Annotated in this window: 15 protein-coding genes; 10 read left to right on the top strand and 5 right to left on the bottom strand. The window is 65.0% G+C overall.

All coding sequences use genetic code 11. From position 1 onward, the window contains the following. Nucleotides 1-14: 14 nt before the first annotated feature. Genes FJ956_RS09225 through FJ956_RS09185 form a run of 9 tightly spaced genes read left to right on the top strand, consistent with a single transcriptional unit; the run spans nucleotide 15 to nucleotide 9448 of the window. Nucleotides 15-1553 (top strand): sugar ABC transporter ATP-binding protein, encoded by a 1539-nt coding sequence (locus FJ956_RS09225; protein WP_140675142.1) that lies wholly within the window; start codon nucleotides 15-17, stop codon nucleotides 1551-1553. Then, the gene (locus FJ956_RS09220; protein ID WP_140675139.1) at nucleotides 1550-2503 is read left to right on the top strand and encodes an ABC transporter permease; all 954 of its coding nucleotides are present in this window, start codon (nucleotides 1550-1552) and stop codon (nucleotides 2501-2503) included. The genes FJ956_RS09225 and FJ956_RS09220 overlap by 4 nt, the downstream gene beginning before the upstream one ends. Then, the gene (locus FJ956_RS09215) at nucleotides 2503-3471 is read left to right on the top strand and encodes an ABC transporter permease (protein ID WP_140675136.1); all 969 of its coding nucleotides are present in this window, start codon (nucleotides 2503-2505) and stop codon (nucleotides 3469-3471) included. Before FJ956_RS09220 ends, FJ956_RS09215 begins: the two co-directional genes overlap by 1 nt. A gap of 31 nt (nucleotides 3472-3502) precedes the next feature. Then, nucleotides 3503-5176 (top strand): GMC family oxidoreductase, encoded by a 1674-nt coding sequence (locus FJ956_RS09210; protein WP_140675133.1) that lies wholly within the window; start codon nucleotides 3503-3505, stop codon nucleotides 5174-5176. Between the two features lies 1 nt (nucleotide 5177). Then, nucleotides 5178-5585 carry a hypothetical protein gene (locus tag FJ956_RS09205; protein WP_140675131.1) on the top strand — a complete coding sequence of 136 codons (408 nt, stop codon included), beginning with the start codon at nucleotides 5178-5180 and terminating at the stop codon, nucleotides 5583-5585. A 33-nt stretch (nucleotides 5586-5618) separates the two neighbouring features. Next, nucleotides 5619-5996: a carboxymuconolactone decarboxylase family protein gene (locus FJ956_RS09200; protein WP_040985791.1), complete on the top strand. Its 378-nt coding sequence runs from the start codon at nucleotides 5619-5621 to the stop codon at nucleotides 5994-5996. Further along, nucleotides 5993-7492 carry an aldehyde dehydrogenase gene (locus FJ956_RS09195; RefSeq protein WP_246672024.1) on the top strand — a complete coding sequence of 500 codons (1500 nt, stop codon included), beginning with the start codon at nucleotides 5993-5995 and terminating at the stop codon, nucleotides 7490-7492. The genes FJ956_RS09200 and FJ956_RS09195 overlap by 4 nt, the downstream gene beginning before the upstream one ends. 60 nt (nucleotides 7493-7552) lie before the next feature. Further along, a complete protein-coding gene (locus FJ956_RS09190; protein WP_140675126.1) occupies nucleotides 7553-8467 on the top strand; it encodes an SMP-30/gluconolactonase/LRE family protein in 915 nt (304 codons plus the stop codon). Nucleotides 8468-8518: 51 nt separating this feature from the next. Next, a complete protein-coding gene (locus tag FJ956_RS09185; protein WP_140675123.1) occupies nucleotides 8519-9448 on the top strand; it encodes a LysR substrate-binding domain-containing protein in 930 nt (309 codons plus the stop codon). Between the two features lie 18 nt (nucleotides 9449-9466). Here FJ956_RS09185 and FJ956_RS09180 read toward each other — a convergent pair whose 3' ends face one another. The 5 genes from FJ956_RS09180 to FJ956_RS09160 all read right to left on the bottom strand — a co-directional run bounded on the left by FJ956_RS09180 (nucleotide 9467) and on the right by FJ956_RS09160 (nucleotide 14749). Next, on the bottom strand, nucleotides 9467-10840 hold the full coding sequence (locus tag FJ956_RS09180; protein ID WP_140675120.1) for an MmgE/PrpD family protein: 1374 nt from the start codon (nucleotides 10838-10840) through the stop codon (nucleotides 9467-9469). A gap of 20 nt (nucleotides 10841-10860) precedes the next feature. Continuing rightward, entirely contained in the window at nucleotides 10861-11781 is a 921-nt protein-coding gene (locus tag FJ956_RS09175; protein WP_140675118.1) for an NAD(P)-dependent oxidoreductase, read from the bottom strand. A 59-nt stretch (nucleotides 11782-11840) separates the two neighbouring features. Next, the gene (locus tag FJ956_RS09170; protein ID WP_040985787.1) at nucleotides 11841-12641 is read right to left on the bottom strand and encodes an N-acyl homoserine lactonase family protein; all 801 of its coding nucleotides are present in this window, start codon (nucleotides 12639-12641) and stop codon (nucleotides 11841-11843) included. Nucleotides 12642-12759: 118 nt separating this feature from the next. After that, nucleotides 12760-13608 (bottom strand): SDR family NAD(P)-dependent oxidoreductase, encoded by an 849-nt coding sequence (locus FJ956_RS09165; protein ID WP_140675115.1) that lies wholly within the window; start codon nucleotides 13606-13608, stop codon nucleotides 12760-12762. 151 nt (nucleotides 13609-13759) lie between these two features. Further along, complete coding sequence (locus tag FJ956_RS09160) at nucleotides 13760-14749, bottom strand: LacI family DNA-binding transcriptional regulator (RefSeq protein ID WP_210241579.1); 990 nt, start codon at nucleotides 14747-14749, stop codon at nucleotides 13760-13762. Nucleotides 14750-14958: 209 nt separating this feature from the next. Here FJ956_RS09160 and FJ956_RS09155 point away from each other — a divergent pair, with 209 nt between their 5' ends. Beyond that, nucleotides 14959-15543, top strand: coding sequence for a hypothetical protein (locus tag FJ956_RS09155; protein ID WP_140675110.1), 585 nt, complete (start codon nucleotides 14959-14961; stop codon nucleotides 15541-15543). Nucleotides 15544-15558: the final 15 nt, after the last annotated feature.

Genomic DNA, 15558 nt, shown 5'->3' with positions numbered 1-15558 from the left:
CGAGCATCGGATAAATGGTCACTCCCGTCATCGAGCTCAGTCGCATCGAGAAGGAGTATCCGGGCGTAAAACCCCTGGACAGGGTGGATTTTGCCGTTCGTCCTGGCGAGATCCACGCTCTTCTCGGCGAAAACGGCGCGGGAAAATCAACCCTCATACGGGTCATGGGCGGCGCCATCAGGCCGAATGGCGGCAGCATGACCTATCTGGGCAAGCCGGTTTCCTGGCAGTCGCCAAAGCAGGCGCGCGCGGCGGGTATCCACGTCATCCATCAGGAACTCGCTCTGTTTTCCGAGCTTTCGGTCGCCGAGAACATCCTGGTCGACGCGCAGCCGCGCAACGCCCTCGGCCTGATCTCCGGCCGCGCCCGCCACGCGCGGGCAGCCGAGATACTGGCGCAGCTCGGCGTGAAGATCTCGACCCATGCCAAGATCGATGAATTGCCTCTGGCCGACCAGCAGATGGTCGAGATCGCCAAGGCGCTGGTCGGCGAGGTGAGGCTGCTCGTGCTCGACGAGCCGACGGCGGTGATTTCCGGCCGTGAGGTCGATCTCCTGTTCGACAACATGCGGCGTCTGAAGCGCGAAGGCGTCGGTATCGTCTATGTCTCGCACCGGCTGGAAGAGATCTTCGAGATCGCCGACCGTGTGACGATCCTGAAGGACGGACAGGTGGCGGGCACCGGTCCGGTCGGCGACCTGACGCGTGACGAGATGATCACCAAGATGGTCGGACGCCGCCTCGAGCAGATCTATCCGGCGCGCCGCAAGGCGCCGGCCGGCGGGCCGGACATCCTGAAGATCAGCAACCTTCGCGCCGGCCATCGCGTGCGCGATGTCAGCTTCGCGATCAGGCCGGGCGAGGTCGTCGGCATCGCCGGAATGGTCGGCTCGGGCCGCACCGAAGTGGCCGAGGTGATCTTCGGCACGCGCGACCTCGACGGCGGCACAATTGAATTCGACGGCACGCGCTTGGACCGGCGCATGCCGCGCGAGGCGATCCGCAACGGCGTCGGCTTCCTGACCGAGAACCGCAAGGACGAGGGGCTTTTCCTCGGCTTGCCGATCTCGGCGAATGTCATGGCGCCCGATCTGGCCGGCGTCACCAGGCGGGGGCTGATCGATCGGCGCGGCGAGCGCGAAATCGCCCTTGAGCAAATACGCAACTTCGCGGTGGCCGCACCTTCGCCGGAGGTCAAGGTCGGCAATCTTTCCGGCGGCAACCAGCAGAAGGTGCTTTTCGGCCGCTGGTCGCGCATCGCCCGCAAGCTGCTCATCCTCGACGAGCCGACGCGCGGCGTCGACATCGGCGCCAAGGTCGAAATCTACCGCATCGTCCGCAACCTGGCGGAGCAGGGCGTCGGCATCCTCATGATCAGCTCCGAGCTACCGGAGATCATCGGCCTGTCGGACCGCATCTTCGTGATGTCGCAAGGCCATGTCGCGGGCGAGATCGACGGCGCGTCCGCCACCGAAGAGGCGATCATGGATCTCGCCGTGCGCTCGCTCGACCGGCGCGAAAGCACCGCGGCCCGGCTGGAGCAGGTCGCATGAGCGCCGTCGTCGCCGAATTCCGCCGCAACCGGCTTTCGCTGTCCTATGTGATTGTGGTGGCGTTGCTCATCCTGCTCGTCGCCGCGGGCGGTTTCCTGTCCGACCGGTTCCTCACCTGGCGCAACTTCGGCAACCTGTTCCAGCAACTCGTCGTGCTGGGCATGGTCAGCCTCGGCCAGACATTCGTGGTGCTCTTGGGCGGCATCGATCTTGCGGTCGGCTCGCTGGTCGGCGCATCGACCGTTTTCATCGCCCATTTCCTCGAGTGGCGGCCGGATCTTCTGTGGCTGGCACTGCCTCTCGCCCTGATCGCCGCGACGGCGATCGGCGCGCTCAACGGCCTGCTCACCATCGTGCTGCGCGTCCATCCGCTGATCGTGACGCTCGGCATGTCGTCGATCATCTTCGGCGCCACGCTGATGTACGACAAGGAGCCGGGCGGATCGGTTCCGCGCGGCCTGGCCGACTTCTCCTATGCGAATCTGTGGGGCATCCCGGTGACGGCGATCGTCCTCGTCGCGATCTTCGCCCTTGCCGGCCTTTGGCTCCAGCGCTCGCGCTCCGGCCGCAGCATCTATTTCGTTGGTGGCGACCGCGAGGCGGCACGGCTGAACGGCCTGCCCGTCAACCGCATCGTGGTGATGGCCTATGCGCTGTCCGGCCTGTGCGCCGGACTGGCGGCGATCTTCCTGACCGCCCGCACCGGTGTCGGCGACCCGCGCATTGGTACTGCCTTGACGCTGCAATCGATCACGCCGGTGGTTGTCGGCGGCACCATTCTGGCCGGCGGGCGCGGCGGCGTCCTCGGCACGTTGCTCGGCGTTCTGCTGGTGACGATGCTCAACAATTTGCTGAACTTCCTGAACGTGTCTTCCTACTACCAGTGGGTGATCCAGGGCCTGATCATCATCGTCGCCGTCAGCATCCACACCACAAGGCGGAGGCAGTGATGGCACCGCTGGAGACCCCGCTGCCCCGCTCCCGAGGTGTGTCCGTCGCCTCGATTTTCGAGCGCTATGGGTTGATCGTCTTCCTCGTCGCGCTGTTGCTGGTCGCGGCCGTGCTGTCGCCAACCTTCCTGCGGCCGGCCAACCTGGTCAACGTGCTCACCATCGCGGCACCGCTCGGCATGGTGGTCGTCGGCCAGATCTTCGTCATCCTGGTACGGGGGCTCGACCTGTCGGTGGCCTCGCTGATGGCGACGGTGGCGGTGCTTGCGACGGCGTTCAAGGCGACGACCAACGATGCGATCCCGATGATCTTCGCGGCGGCGATCGCCTTCTCCGCCGTCGTCGGCCTGGTCAACGGCTGGCTGGTCGCCAAGCGCGACGTCAGTCCGTTCCTTGCCACGCTGGCCATGATGATAATCCTGCAGGGGGTCCGCTTTGCCTATACGGGCGGCGCGCCGATCAGCACGCTTCCGCCGGGCATGGGTTTTCTCGCGTCGGGCCGCATCCTGGGCATTCCGGTCAACCTCATCACCCTGGCGCTGCTGGCCATTGTCTTCGGCATCGTGCTGCACCGGTCGCGCCTCGGGCGCGAGATATTCATGGTGGGCAGCAATCCCAAGGCGGCGTTCCTCAACGGTGTCGCGCCCGATCGCGTCATCATCTTGTGCCACGTCATCTGCTCGGTCTGCGCCGGCATAGGCGGACTGTTCCTGCTCGGCTATGTCGGGACGGTCTCCAACTGGGTCGGCCAGGGCTACGAGCTCGACTCGATCGTCGCGGCGGTCATGGGCGGCGTGGCGCTGACGGGCGGACGTGGCAACATCTTTGTCGCGCTGCTTGGCGTCGCGGTGCTGGTCGTCATCAACAATCTGGTGCTTTTGCTGGGCTTTCCGATCGAGATGCAGCTCATCATCAAGGGCATCATCATCATAGGCGCGGCTGCGTTCTACCGCACACGGCTCGCATGAGCCGGTCGCCAGCCATCGAGGGAGGTATGAAATGAATGTCGAGAGCCTGAGCGAACGCGGCACCCGCGCGCGGCGCGACGAGGAAGTGGACGTCGTCATCGTCGGCGCCGGGCCTTCCGGCTCGGTCGCGGCACTGCATCTCGCCCGGGCCGGCCTTTCCGTGGTCGCGCTGGAACAGGGGGAATGGCCCGAATATAACGACTACACGGGCGCGCGGCCGGAGCATGAGCTGGTCAGCACCAAGCTGTGGCATCCCAATCCGAACGTGCGCGACAACCCGAACGACTATCCGGTCGATACCTCGACCACGGATATCAACCCGCTGATGTTTGCCGGCGTCGGCGGCAGCGCCACGCTCTACGGCGCGCAATGGATGCATTTCCTGCCCTCCGATTTCCGCGTCCGCTCGCTCGATGGCGTGGCCGAGGACTGGCCGTTCTCCTACGAGGATCTGCTGCCCTACCAGCTCGAGATCGAGCGTGAGGTCGGCGTGTCCGGTCTCGCGGGCGACCCGGCGTTTCCACCGCGGGGGCCATATCCTTTCCCGGCGCTGCCGATCGGCTCCGTGGGTCTGCGCGGCGCGCTCGGCATGGAGCGCATGGGCTGGCATTGGTGGCCGGGCAGCAACGCGATACCGTCCGAGAAGTTCGGCGAGTTGAATGCCTGCGTGCGGCGCGGCACCTGCCTCACCGGCTGTCCGGAAGGCGCGAAGTCGACCACCGATCGCTCGCACTGGCCGCTTGCCTTGAAGGCCGGCGCCCGGCTTGTCACGCGCGCCCGCGTCAAGGAGGTCGAGACGAACGAGCAAGGGCTTGCCACCGGCGTCGTCTATGTCGACGCCAACGGCCGCGACCGGCGCCAGCGCGCCAAGGTCGTCATCCTCTGCGCCAACGGCGTCGGCACGCCGCGGCTGCTGCTGATGTCGGGCGGAGCGAAGAGCCCGGACGGGCTGGCCAATTCATCCGGCATGGTCGGCAAGCGGCTGATGATGCATCCCTTCGCCAGCATCCTTGCCTCCTACGAGGACCCGCTGGACTCCTGGCGCGGCCCGTTCGGGCAGCAGGTCTATTCGCTGGAATTCTACGAGACCGACGAGCGGCGCGGCTTCGTGCGCGGATCGAAATGGAACTGCATGCCCTCCGGCGGTCCGGTCGGCGTGTCGGGCGCCACCGGCTCCAAGGTCTATGTCGCCGAAGAGGGCCGCTTCCAGGATTTCTGGGGCGCCAACCTGCACGAGAACGTCGCCCGCCGCTTCGGCCATTCGCTGATCTGGGGCATCGTCGGCGAGGACCTGCCGGAAGAGGAGAACCAGGTGGTGCTGTCGAAGAACCTCGTCGATTCCGACGGCCTGCCGGCGCCGCAGATCGTCTACAAGGTCAACGAGAACTCGAACCGGCTTCTGAAGTTCAACATCGACCGTTGCCTGGAATCGGTCCGGGCGGCCGGAGCGATCGAGACGCTGGTCTCGACGCCGGTGCGCGAATCCGGCTGGCATCTGATCGGCACGACCGTGATGGGCGACGATCCGAAGCGCTCGGTCGTCGACCAGTGGGGTGCCTGCCACGATGTGCCCAACCTCTACATCATGGACGCCTCGACGTTCCCGACCTCCGGCGCGACCAATCCGACCGCGACGATCATGGCGGTGGCGCTGCGCAACACGCGTCGCATGATTGCGGAACGGCGCAATCAGAAGGTCGCCTGAGATGAGCACGGACAAGACGTTCCTCGCCCTTGCGGATTTCCTCATTCCGGCCCACGGCGACATGCCGGCGTTCGGCTCGGTCTGCACCTTCGCCGATGCCGAAAAGGCGCTCGATTTTCGTGTCGACCTCAAGGAAGGATTCGATCGCGGGCTCGATGCCGATCCCGCGTTGAGCGCGGAAGCGCATCTCGAGAAGCTCAACAAGGAGGATGGCGGCGCCTTCTCAGCCGTCACGACGATTGCCATCTGCACCTATTACATGAACCCGCGCGTGCGTGAGCTGCTCGGCTATCCCGGCCAGGAAAGCGTGCGGTACGATTCCAAGGCCACCCAGATCTACCTCACCGACGGCTCGCTCGGCCATGTGCTGGCGCGCGGTCGCAAATACCGGCCGACACCCGGCCTCTGATCCCTCCCAAGCAGACCAGAAAGGAATAACCCGATGGGTAAGGACATGTTCGACAAGGGCTTCGAGATCCGCAAGGCGGTGCTCGGCGCCGAATTCGTGGAGAAATCCTTCGCCAGCGCCGACGATTTCAACCGGCCGATGCAGGAGTTGGTGACCGAATATTGCTGGGGCGCCGTGTGGGGCCGCGAAACGCTCGACCGCAAGACGCGCAGCATGCTGAACCTCGCCATGCTGGCGTCGCTCAACCGGCCGCACGAATTGAAGATGCACGTCAAGGGCGCGATCCGCAACGGCGTCACCAAGGACGAGATCCGCGAGGTGCTGCTGCAGGTCGCGATCTATGCCGGCGTGCCGGCCGGCGTCGACGCTTTCCGCAATGCCCGCGAGGCCCTGCAGGAAATCGGCGCATGATCCAGCGTCCGCCGCTCGCCGAGGACAAGCTTGCCATGCTGATCGGCGGCCGCTGGGCCGCCGCGGCGTCGGGCGAGTATTTCGAGTCCTTCGATCCCTTCACCGGCAAGGCCTGGGCGCTTGTTCCGCGCGCCGGCGTCGCCGATGTCGATGCGGCCGTTGAGGCCGCCTCACAGGCCTTCCGGGGGGAATGGCGGTCGATGACGGCGAGCGCGCGCGGCCAGATCATGGCGCGCTTTGCCGACCTTGTCGCCGAGGAGGCGGAAAACCTCGCCGTCCTCGAGACACGGGACAACGGCAAGCTGATCAACGAAATGCGGATGCAGTGCAAATACATCCCGCAATGGTTCCGCTTCTTCGGCGGGCTGGCCGACAAGATCGAGGGACGCGTCATCCCGATCGATAAGCCTGGCGTCTTCAACTACACCAAGCTCGAGCCTCTGGGTGTCGTGGCGGCGATCACGCCTTGGAACTCGCCGCTGATGCTGGCGACCTGGAAGCTTGCGCCGGCGCTGGCCGCCGGCAACACCGTCGTATGGAAGCCGTCGGAATTCTCGTCCGTCTCGGCGCTCTTCTTCGGAAGGCTGTTCGAGAAGGCTGGCTTCCCGAAAGGCGTCGTCAACATCATCACCGGCTTCGGCCACGAGATCGGCGACCGCATGGTCACGCATCCGCGGGTGGCGAAAATCGCCTTCACCGGCGGCGACGCCACCGGCCGGCGCGTCTACCAGGCCGCGGCCGGCGGCCTGAAGAAGGTGACGCTGGAACTCGGCGGCAAATCGGCCAACATCGTTTTCGCCGACGCCAAGCTGGAGGCCGCGATTCCCGGGCTGGTCTCGGGCATCTTCGCGGCGACCGGTCAGACCTGCATCGCTGGCTCGCGGGCGCTGGTGCAGCGCTCCGTCTACGATCAGGTGGTCGAAAAGCTGGTCGCGTTTGCGAGGACCGCCAAGATCGGCGATCCGCTGGATCCGGATACGCAGGTCGGCCCGATCACGACGCAGCCGCAACGCAAGAAGGTCCTCGACTATATCGGCATCGCCCGCGACGAGGGTGCGCTCCAGTTGCTCGGCGGCAAGGTGCCCGAGGACGAGGCGATCGCGGATGGCTGGTTCGTCGAGCCAACCATCTTCGGCAATGTCAGCCAGTCGATGCGCATCGCCCAGGAAGAGGTGTTCGGCCCGGTGCTTTCGATCATTCCGTTCGAGGACGAGGACGAAGCCGTCGCCATCGCCAATGACAGCATCTACGGCCTCGCCGCGGGATTGTGGACGCAGGACATCGGCCGCGGCATCCGGCTGCCGGACCGGCTGGAGGCGGGCATCGTCTGGGTCAACATGTACCGCGCGACGAGCTACCTCTCGCCCTTTGGCGGCTACAAGCAGTCGGGTTTCGGTCGGGAAAACGGCCGCACCGCCATCTACGAATATCTCCAGGAAAAGAGCGTGTGGATCGACGCCGGAAATTCCATTCCGGCTCCGTTCGTCCAGCGTTGAATCTTGAGGCGGAACAACGGTGACCTTCATGGCCCGATCCTGACGTGAAGGAAGTTGCCGATGTCCTGCTACGAGATCATCGATCCGCGCTTCGGCGACCTTGTCGATCCGGTCGCCTTCCTCGAAACGCTGCACACCGGCAACCGCTGGGCGGAGGGGCCGGTCTATTTCGCCGACCTGCGCACGCTGGTCTGGAGCGATATCCCCAACGACCGCATGCTGCGCTGGGACGAGGAGACCGGCGCGGTTTCATTGTTTCGCGGCAACGTCGCCAATCCGAACGGCAGCACCCGCGACCGCGAGGGCAGGCTGGTCACCTGCATGCAGGGCGAACGCCGCGTCGTGCGCACCGAATGGGACGGCTCGATCACCGTGCTCGCGGACTCCTTCGAGGGGAGGCGGTTCAATTCGCCGAACGACGTGGTGGTCAAGTCGGACGGCAGTGTCTGGTTCACCGATCCCAACTACGGCATCATCTCCGACTATGTCGGACGGCGGGCCGATCAGGAGCAGCCCGGCTGCCGGGTCTACCGTATCGATCCGCAATCCGGTCGCATCACCGTCGTCGCCGACGATTTCTCGATGCCCAACGGCCTTGCCTTCTCGCCGGACGAGAAGACGCTCTACATCGCCGATTCCGGTTATCTGACCGACCGCGGCGCGCCGCATCACGTCAGGTCGTTTGACGTTGCCGGCGACAGGCTGGTAAATTCGCGCGTGTTCGCCGAAATATCGCCCGGCATTCCGGACGGGTTCCGGGTCGATATCGCCGGCAACCTCTGGATCAGCGCCTGGGACGGTGTCCAGTGCCACACGCCGGCCGGTGAATTGATCGGCAAGATCCTGGTGCCGGAAATGGTGGCGAACGTCGCGTTTGGCGGCGCGCGGCACAATCGGCTGTTCATCACGGCGACAACTTCGGTCTATGCCGTGTTCCTGAACGTGCGCGGCCTGAAATATCCGTTCCGCACGTAGGTCGAGAGCTTCGGGCAAAGCACCGCCCGGCGGCGGGTTGGGTGGTTTGAGTTGGACACGAAGCAGTTACAGGTCTTCATCGCGGTCGGCTCGGCGGGCAGCTTCTCGAAGGCCGCCCTCGACCTCAATGTCACCCAGCCGATGATCACGCGTCATATCCGCGGGCTCGAGGAGGAACTGGGCGTCGAATTGTTCCACCGCAACGGCCGCGGCGTGGTGCTAACCGAAGCCGGAGCGCTCTTGAAATCGCATGCGGACGAGATCGTCGAGCGCATGCGGCTGGCGCAGAACGCCGTGTCCAATCTCAGGGCTTCGCCGCGCGGCAGGCTGGTGCTCGGCGTTCCGCCCTCCGTCGGAACTGTGCTGACGGTGCCGCTCGTCAAGAAGATCAAGAACGAGTTTCCGAACGTCGCGCTGCAGGTCATCGAAGGATTCAGCGGCCATATCCTCGAGTGGCTGATTGCCGGCCGCATCGACGCGGCGGTGCTTTACAACTCGCCCAATCACCCTTCCGTGCTGACCGAGCCGCTCGCCGATGACGAGCTTTTCCTGATCGGCCCGGCGCTGGCCGAGCCGGCGCTGCCGCGCGGCCCGGTGAGTCTCAGCGTGCTTGCGGAATTGCCGATGATCCTGCCGAGCCGGCCGCATGGCCTGAGACGGCTGATCGACAACATCGTCGCCGAGCACGGCATCTATCCACGCATCGAGATGGAGCTGGAGGCGATGCCGTCGACCCTGCTGCTTGTCGAGGAGGGCGGTGGCTATACGGTTCTGCCCTATGCTTCCGTGCATCTGCTGGCCGAAGCCGGCCGTATCGAGGTCTGGCCGTTCGAGCCGCAGATCACGCGCAAGCTCATCCTTGCGACGTCGTCGCAGAAGCCGATGTCATCGACATTCCGCCCGCTGTTCCGCGCCGTGCGCACGGAGCTGAGGGACATCATCTCCACCCATGTCTGGAAGCCGCCGCAGCACAATCGCTGAGATCGGTGCGCCTGGCGCTTACACCTTCGGTCGGGCCAGTGCGATGATCGAACCAACGTCGCCGATGTCGTGCAGAGCCCACAGCCTGTCGGCAAGCGCGCCCGCATCGATCGTCGGGCAGCCGTACTCGGCAAGGGCGGCGAATTTGTCGCGCAGCGCGGCGTCCGTCATCGGCCGCGCCGGACTGCCGGTGGCGGCCAGCTCGCTCATCTCGAAATGCGCTCCATCGCTGCAGCACACGGAAATGTAGGCTGCCTCGACCGGAATGGCTTCGTCCGTTTCGATCGGACGCACCTTGGCGCGCAATGCCGTCACCTCAGGATCGCTCACCGCCGCATCGCTGAAATCGGCCGCACCGGCCGTGCCGCGCAACAGGGCGACAGCGACGGCATGTTGCGCGCTGACCTGTGCCTCCCTGCCAGTGGTGACGTCGGGCCTGTCGGCGCGGGCCTTGAGCAGCGGGCAGCCGCGCACGGTGACTTCGCTGATCCGGTCAGCGGAGAAATCCGGCTGTCGGCGTAGATTCAGGCATGCGTCGATAACGGGATTGAGGACCACGCCGCAAGGATATGGCTTGAACATGTTGCGCAGGTTTTCCCAGTCGCTGCCCAGCCCGCGCTCGATCAGCTCGGGCTGCGGCGCGTCGCACAAGACCTTGAGGAAACCGCGCGGACCTTCGAGGGGCATCGGCGGTCCTTCGATCCCACCCTTCGCCATCAATGCAGCGAGCAAGCCTCCGCGCGCGGCGGTGCCGACACCGACGCTCTTGGCCATGAAACCCAGCGTCTCGACAAGGCCAGATGCCTGGGCCGATGCATTGCCGAAGGCCCACAGGATTTCCTCCTCGCCAAGATCGAGCAGCTTCGCCGCGGCTGCGGCGGCGCCGAAGATCCCGCAGGTCGAGGTGATGTGCCAGCCGCGATTGTAGTGGCCCGGCGAGATCGCGTTGCCGATCCGGCAGGTCACCTCCACGCCGAGAACGAAGGCATGGAGAAGCGCGGTCCCGCTGACTGGCCGGGTTTCGGCCAGGGCAAGGACGGCGGGCGCCACGGGCGCTGTCGGGTGGATGATCGTGCCTTGATGGGTGTCGTCGAAGTCGAACACGTTCATCGACGCCGCGTTGAGGAACGCCGCGGTCGGTGCATCCCGTCGTGCGCGGTGGCCGATCACGGTCGCGGCTTCGCCGGCGGAGAAGGGCGCGAGGCTCGCCGCAAGGCGCAGGATCGCTTGGTCGGACGAACCTCCAAGCGCGGTCCCGAAGCCGTTGAAGAGGGCGCGCAGCGCATGCTCGCGCACTGGCTCCGGCACGTCGCTCCATTGCGAATTGCGCACGAACGCCGCAAGCCGGCGCGACAGGCCCGGAGCAATCGCCTGGGGGGAGTTGGCGCTCATCGGATGCGTTCCAGTTGCCGTCAGGCCTGGGCCTTCTTGCCGGCAACCGTCACGCCGGCCCAACCTTCGATCGGCTTGATGATTTCGGTGAGGTCCGCATCGGCGCCGAGATCGCTCTTCGCCACGGTCAGCAACTGCCGCACCGCGCCGCCGACGATCATCGGCACGCCCAGCGCGTCGCTCTCTTCGAGGCAGAGGCGGATGTCCTTGGCCGACAGCCCGATGGCGAAGCCGAAATCGAAGCCACGGGTAAGGACGAATTTTGGGATCTTCGTCATCGTCGCGTTGGAACTGCCGCTGCCCGAATTGATGACCTCGAGCATCACGTCCGGGTCCAGCCCGGCCTTGGTGCCGAGCACGAGCGCTTCGGAAGCGATCGACAAAGCCGTCACCGACATCAGGTTGTTGATCACCTTGATCATCTGGCCCATGCCGGGCTCCAGGCCGACATGGACCGGTTTGCCGAGCGTTTCGAGGATAGGGCGGATCGTTTCCATCGTCGCCTCGTCGCAGGCGGCCATCATTGCCAGCGTGCCTTTTTCAGCGCCGCCCACGCCGCCGCTGACCGGGCAATCTGCCAAGGCGATGCCGGCGGCCTTGAGGCCTTTCGCGACGAGGCGCTCCGTCCGCGGACCCGTGGTGGAGAGGTCGATGACGATGCTCGCGCCCTTGACGGAAGCAAGTCCGTCGGGACCGAGGCAGACGGCTTGCACGATCTCCGGTGTCGGCAGCGAAAGCAGCACCACGTCGCAGATCGTCGCCAGCTCGGCGGGGGTCGCGGCCTTGCCGGCGCCCTGCGCGACCAACGCTTCGATGGCGGCGGCATTGGTGTCATAGACGCTGACGCCATAGCCTGCCGCCATCAGGCGCTTCGCCATCGGCGTTCCCATCCTGCCGGCGCCAGCCAGGCCGAGCTTGAGATTGTTCATTGTCGTCTCCATGCGATTGTGACGAACACCCCGAGGTTTTCGATCCATCAGGGGGCGTCGATCATAGGCGCTCACGGCGCTCCGGGGATAGGGTCGAGGTCGAGGCGCACGATGTCGTCCACGCCCGCCAGCGCGGCGGGATAGCGGGCGAGCACCAGCGGATCGTGGCCCGGGATGATGTGGTTCGGCGTGCTGGCGAGCTTCTTCATGGTGGCGTAGCCGTCCAGCATGTCGGTTGCGCTCTCCAGCACCGGGAAAGGCCGGTTCTGCTCGAAATTGGCATAGAAATGCGATGCGTCGGAGCCGAGCACCACAAAGCCGCGTCGCGTCTTCACACGTATCACCTGCAGGCCCTTAGAGTGGCCGCCGACACGGTGAACGGTGAGGTTCGGAGCGACCTCCGAGACGCCGTCATGGAAAGTCACGCGCCCGGCATAAAGCTTGCCGATCATGCTGGCCACATCCTCATAGTCGAACGGATGCCTGAGATAATTGTGGCACATGCAGCGCCCCGTGCAGTAGGCCATCTCCACGTCCTGGACGTGATAGCGGGCCTTCGGGAACAGCTCGTGATTGCCGGCATGGTCGAAATGCATGTGCGAGATGATGACATCCTCGACCTTGTCCGGATCGATGCCGATCATCTTCAGCCCTTCGCCGACGGGGCGCAGCAGATTGCGCTGGCGCCGGTCCGCGACTTTCGCGTCGAAGCCCGTGTCGAACACGAAAGTGCGCGATTTGCCGACGATGGCCCAGACGAAATAGTCGAGCGGCATCGGGCCGTCATGCGGGTCGCCGCCGATGAAATTCGCGGCCGCGTTGCGGTCGTGGTGGCCGTAACGGATGGCGTAGACTTCGTAGAGGTCGTCCATGAGTGGCTCCGTCTAGAGCAATTCCGGGAAAAAGCGCGTCACGGTTTCCGTCCGGAATGCGTAAAACAAATAGTTCGGCATCACTTGGCGGGAGATGCCGGCCTGCTTCGGCACCGGCTCAACTTGCCAGCCAGCCCGCTTCGACCGGCAGCACGGATCCGGTCATGTCGCGGGCGATCGGTCCGCACAGGAAGACGAGCAGGTCGGAGATGCTCCCAGCGGAGACGAAGTTGCCGCCGGGCTGCTTGCCTTCGAGGAAGAGCCGCTCAGCCGCTGTCCTGTCGATGCCGCGCTCCGCCATCAGCCTCTCCACCCGTTCCTCCGTGCCCGGCGTCAGCACCGACCCGGGGCAGAGGCTGTGACAGGTCACGTCGCGATCCAGGTTCTCCAACGCCACGGCGCGGGTCAAGCCGAGGATAGCAGACTTCGTCGTCACATAGCCGACGCGGTCGGTCGTTCCGCGCATGCCGTAGACCGAGGTGATGTTGAAGATCCTGCCGAAATTCCGGCTGCGCATGTTCGGGAGCAGAAGCCGGATGGCGTGGAACGCGGCGGAGAGGTTGACCGCGAGCGCAAGGTCCCATTGCTCGGCCGGGAAATCCATGACCGGCGCGAAGTGCCGGACGACCGCATTGTTGACGAGGATGTCGATCGGACCAAGCACCGACATCGCGGTGTCGATCAACCCTTCGACCCCCGACCGCGTCGAGAGATCGGCCTTGTGGTAGGCCACACGGGCGCCCGTCTTGCGGGCGAGATCGTCGCGTTGCGCTTCGATCTGCTCGGCATCTTCCAGACCGTGCAGCATGACGTTGCATCCGGACTCGGCAAGCCTTGCCGCCATTGCCTTCCCGAGACCGGCGGTGGAGCCCGTGATCAAGGCGGTGCATTCGTTTAACGGCTTCGCCCGGGTGGAGCGCGCTGCCCCTTCGGCTTCCTTCGACAAGCTCAAATCCTGTTCCGCCATTCTGTGAGCATTGCCACGACCCCTCGTTCCTACCGACAGCCCGCCAAGCATGCGACTGCCATGCAGGTCTCGACTTTATATTGGTACCGGTAACAAAATGCAATCGTAGAAAAGCGGAAAGCGGTGTCATGCTCCGGTCCAAAGGGCAGGGTCAGGTGCTCTCGCGCTGGATGACTTCGAACTTGAGGTCGACGACGCTGCCGCGCAGGTGATCGGCGCCGTCGATGATGCGGCTCAAAAGGATTCGCGCCGTCCGCTCGCCGATGTCGTAGCGCGGCAGCCGCAAGGTGGTTATCGAAGGGCTGACATGCCGCAAGAGGTCGACGTCGTCGAAGCTGGCGAGCGCGATGCGGCCGGGCACCGACCAATTGCGCCGCTGGCACTCGAACAGCGCGCCCGCGGCCAGAACTTCGCCGGCGCAGAAGAGCGCGTCGACCTCCGGCACGCTCTGCATCACCCGCGCGACGACTTCGGCGCCGGCGGCAAGGCCGCGTCCCGTCTCCAGGACCATGCGCGGGTCGGGCTCGTGCCCCAGTTGCTTGAGCGCCGCCAGGTATCCCTTGAGGCGGTCCTGCGAGCGGTCATTGTGCACGGAATAGAGGCTGGCGAAGGCGATCTTGCGATAACCGAGCCTGCCGAGATGCATCGTCATCGCGTAAGAAGCATCGCGATTTGAATAGCTTACGACCATGTCGAGCGGCTCTTTGGGGATGTTTCCGTTCTCGACGACAGGAATGCCCGACTTGCGGATCTTCTCGATGGCCTGGGGCGTATGCTCCGTGCTGTGGAGGACGAGTCCGCCGACCCGGTGGCTGAGGAAGACGGTGATGAGTTCCTCTTCCTCGTTGGGATCATATCCCGATTCCGCGATCATCAGCTGGAAACCGGAGCGCTTCAGCACCTCCGACAGTCCCTTGACCGTTTGCGTGTAGATCGAATTGTCGATGCTGGGAACGATGAGCCCGATGGTCGTCGAGCGGTTCGAGGACAGGCTGCCCGCCAGGTGGTTCGGCAGATAGCCGATCTCGCGAACGGCCTTCAGGACCCGCTCGCGCATGTCCTCGGACACTTTGCCCGGCTCGTTCAGGGCCCGTGACACGGTCATGGTGGAGACGCCGGCGCGAACCGCGACGTCGCGCATCCTGGCGCTCCCATTGCGCTTGCTTGAGTCCTCGGATGATCGCCTGGGCATGTTTGTTATCGCTCTGTCCTGCCGGCGGGCATCAAACCATTCCCTTGTCGAACAAACAAGCTGTCGGCACCGGTTGGAGCAATTCTGTTGTTACCGATATCAAAATCAGGTAATGCCCAAGGAGGAGGACGCCGCGATACCGGCGTGGAGGATTTGCGATGGGTGTGTATTCCTGCGTCGGCGTGACGGAGCAGTCGCTGCTGCGCTATGCCGATTCCGCGCGTGACGCGCAGCAATTGATCAGCCAGACCCTGACCCAGCTTTCAGGCTATGCGCTGCTCCTGTTGACGTCGCGCCGCCAGGCGGTGCTGGCCGAGGGCGCATTGGCGGTTGCGAGGCGGTCTGTCGTGCAAGCGGCCGAAGCTGTTCGCGCCTTGCAGGCGCCGGAGCCTGCCGTGCGCCACTACCATCATATGCGCGGTGCCGCCGACACGCTCATGGAAGCCTGTGCCGCGGCGACGGCCTGTCGTGGGGCGCAGGACAGGTCGGACAAGCGGTTCGACACGCTGACGCGCGCGCTAAGGGCGACAAGCGATCATCTGCGCGCGACCGCGCGCCTGTTGCCCGGCTTCGAGCTCATCGATTTCGGCCAAGCCTGTTGCGCCGTCCACGCGCCGCGCCTGCCTGGGCAAGGCATCGAGAGCAATTCCAGGAAAAATGTGAGCGGTATTCCGTCCGGAATTGCGTCAAAACAAGGAGATAGAGCGCTTCGCCGTTTCCGTGAAACGGCGAAGCGCTCTTAGTCTATCAAGGGAGGA

This window comes from Mesorhizobium sp. B2-4-3 (assembly GCF_006442815.1).
In the GTDB taxonomy this organism is placed as follows: Bacteria; Pseudomonadota; Alphaproteobacteria; order Rhizobiales; family Rhizobiaceae; genus Mesorhizobium.
Note: the sequence above shows the minus strand (reverse complement) of the source record. Positions and strands in the feature narration are given on the sequence as shown.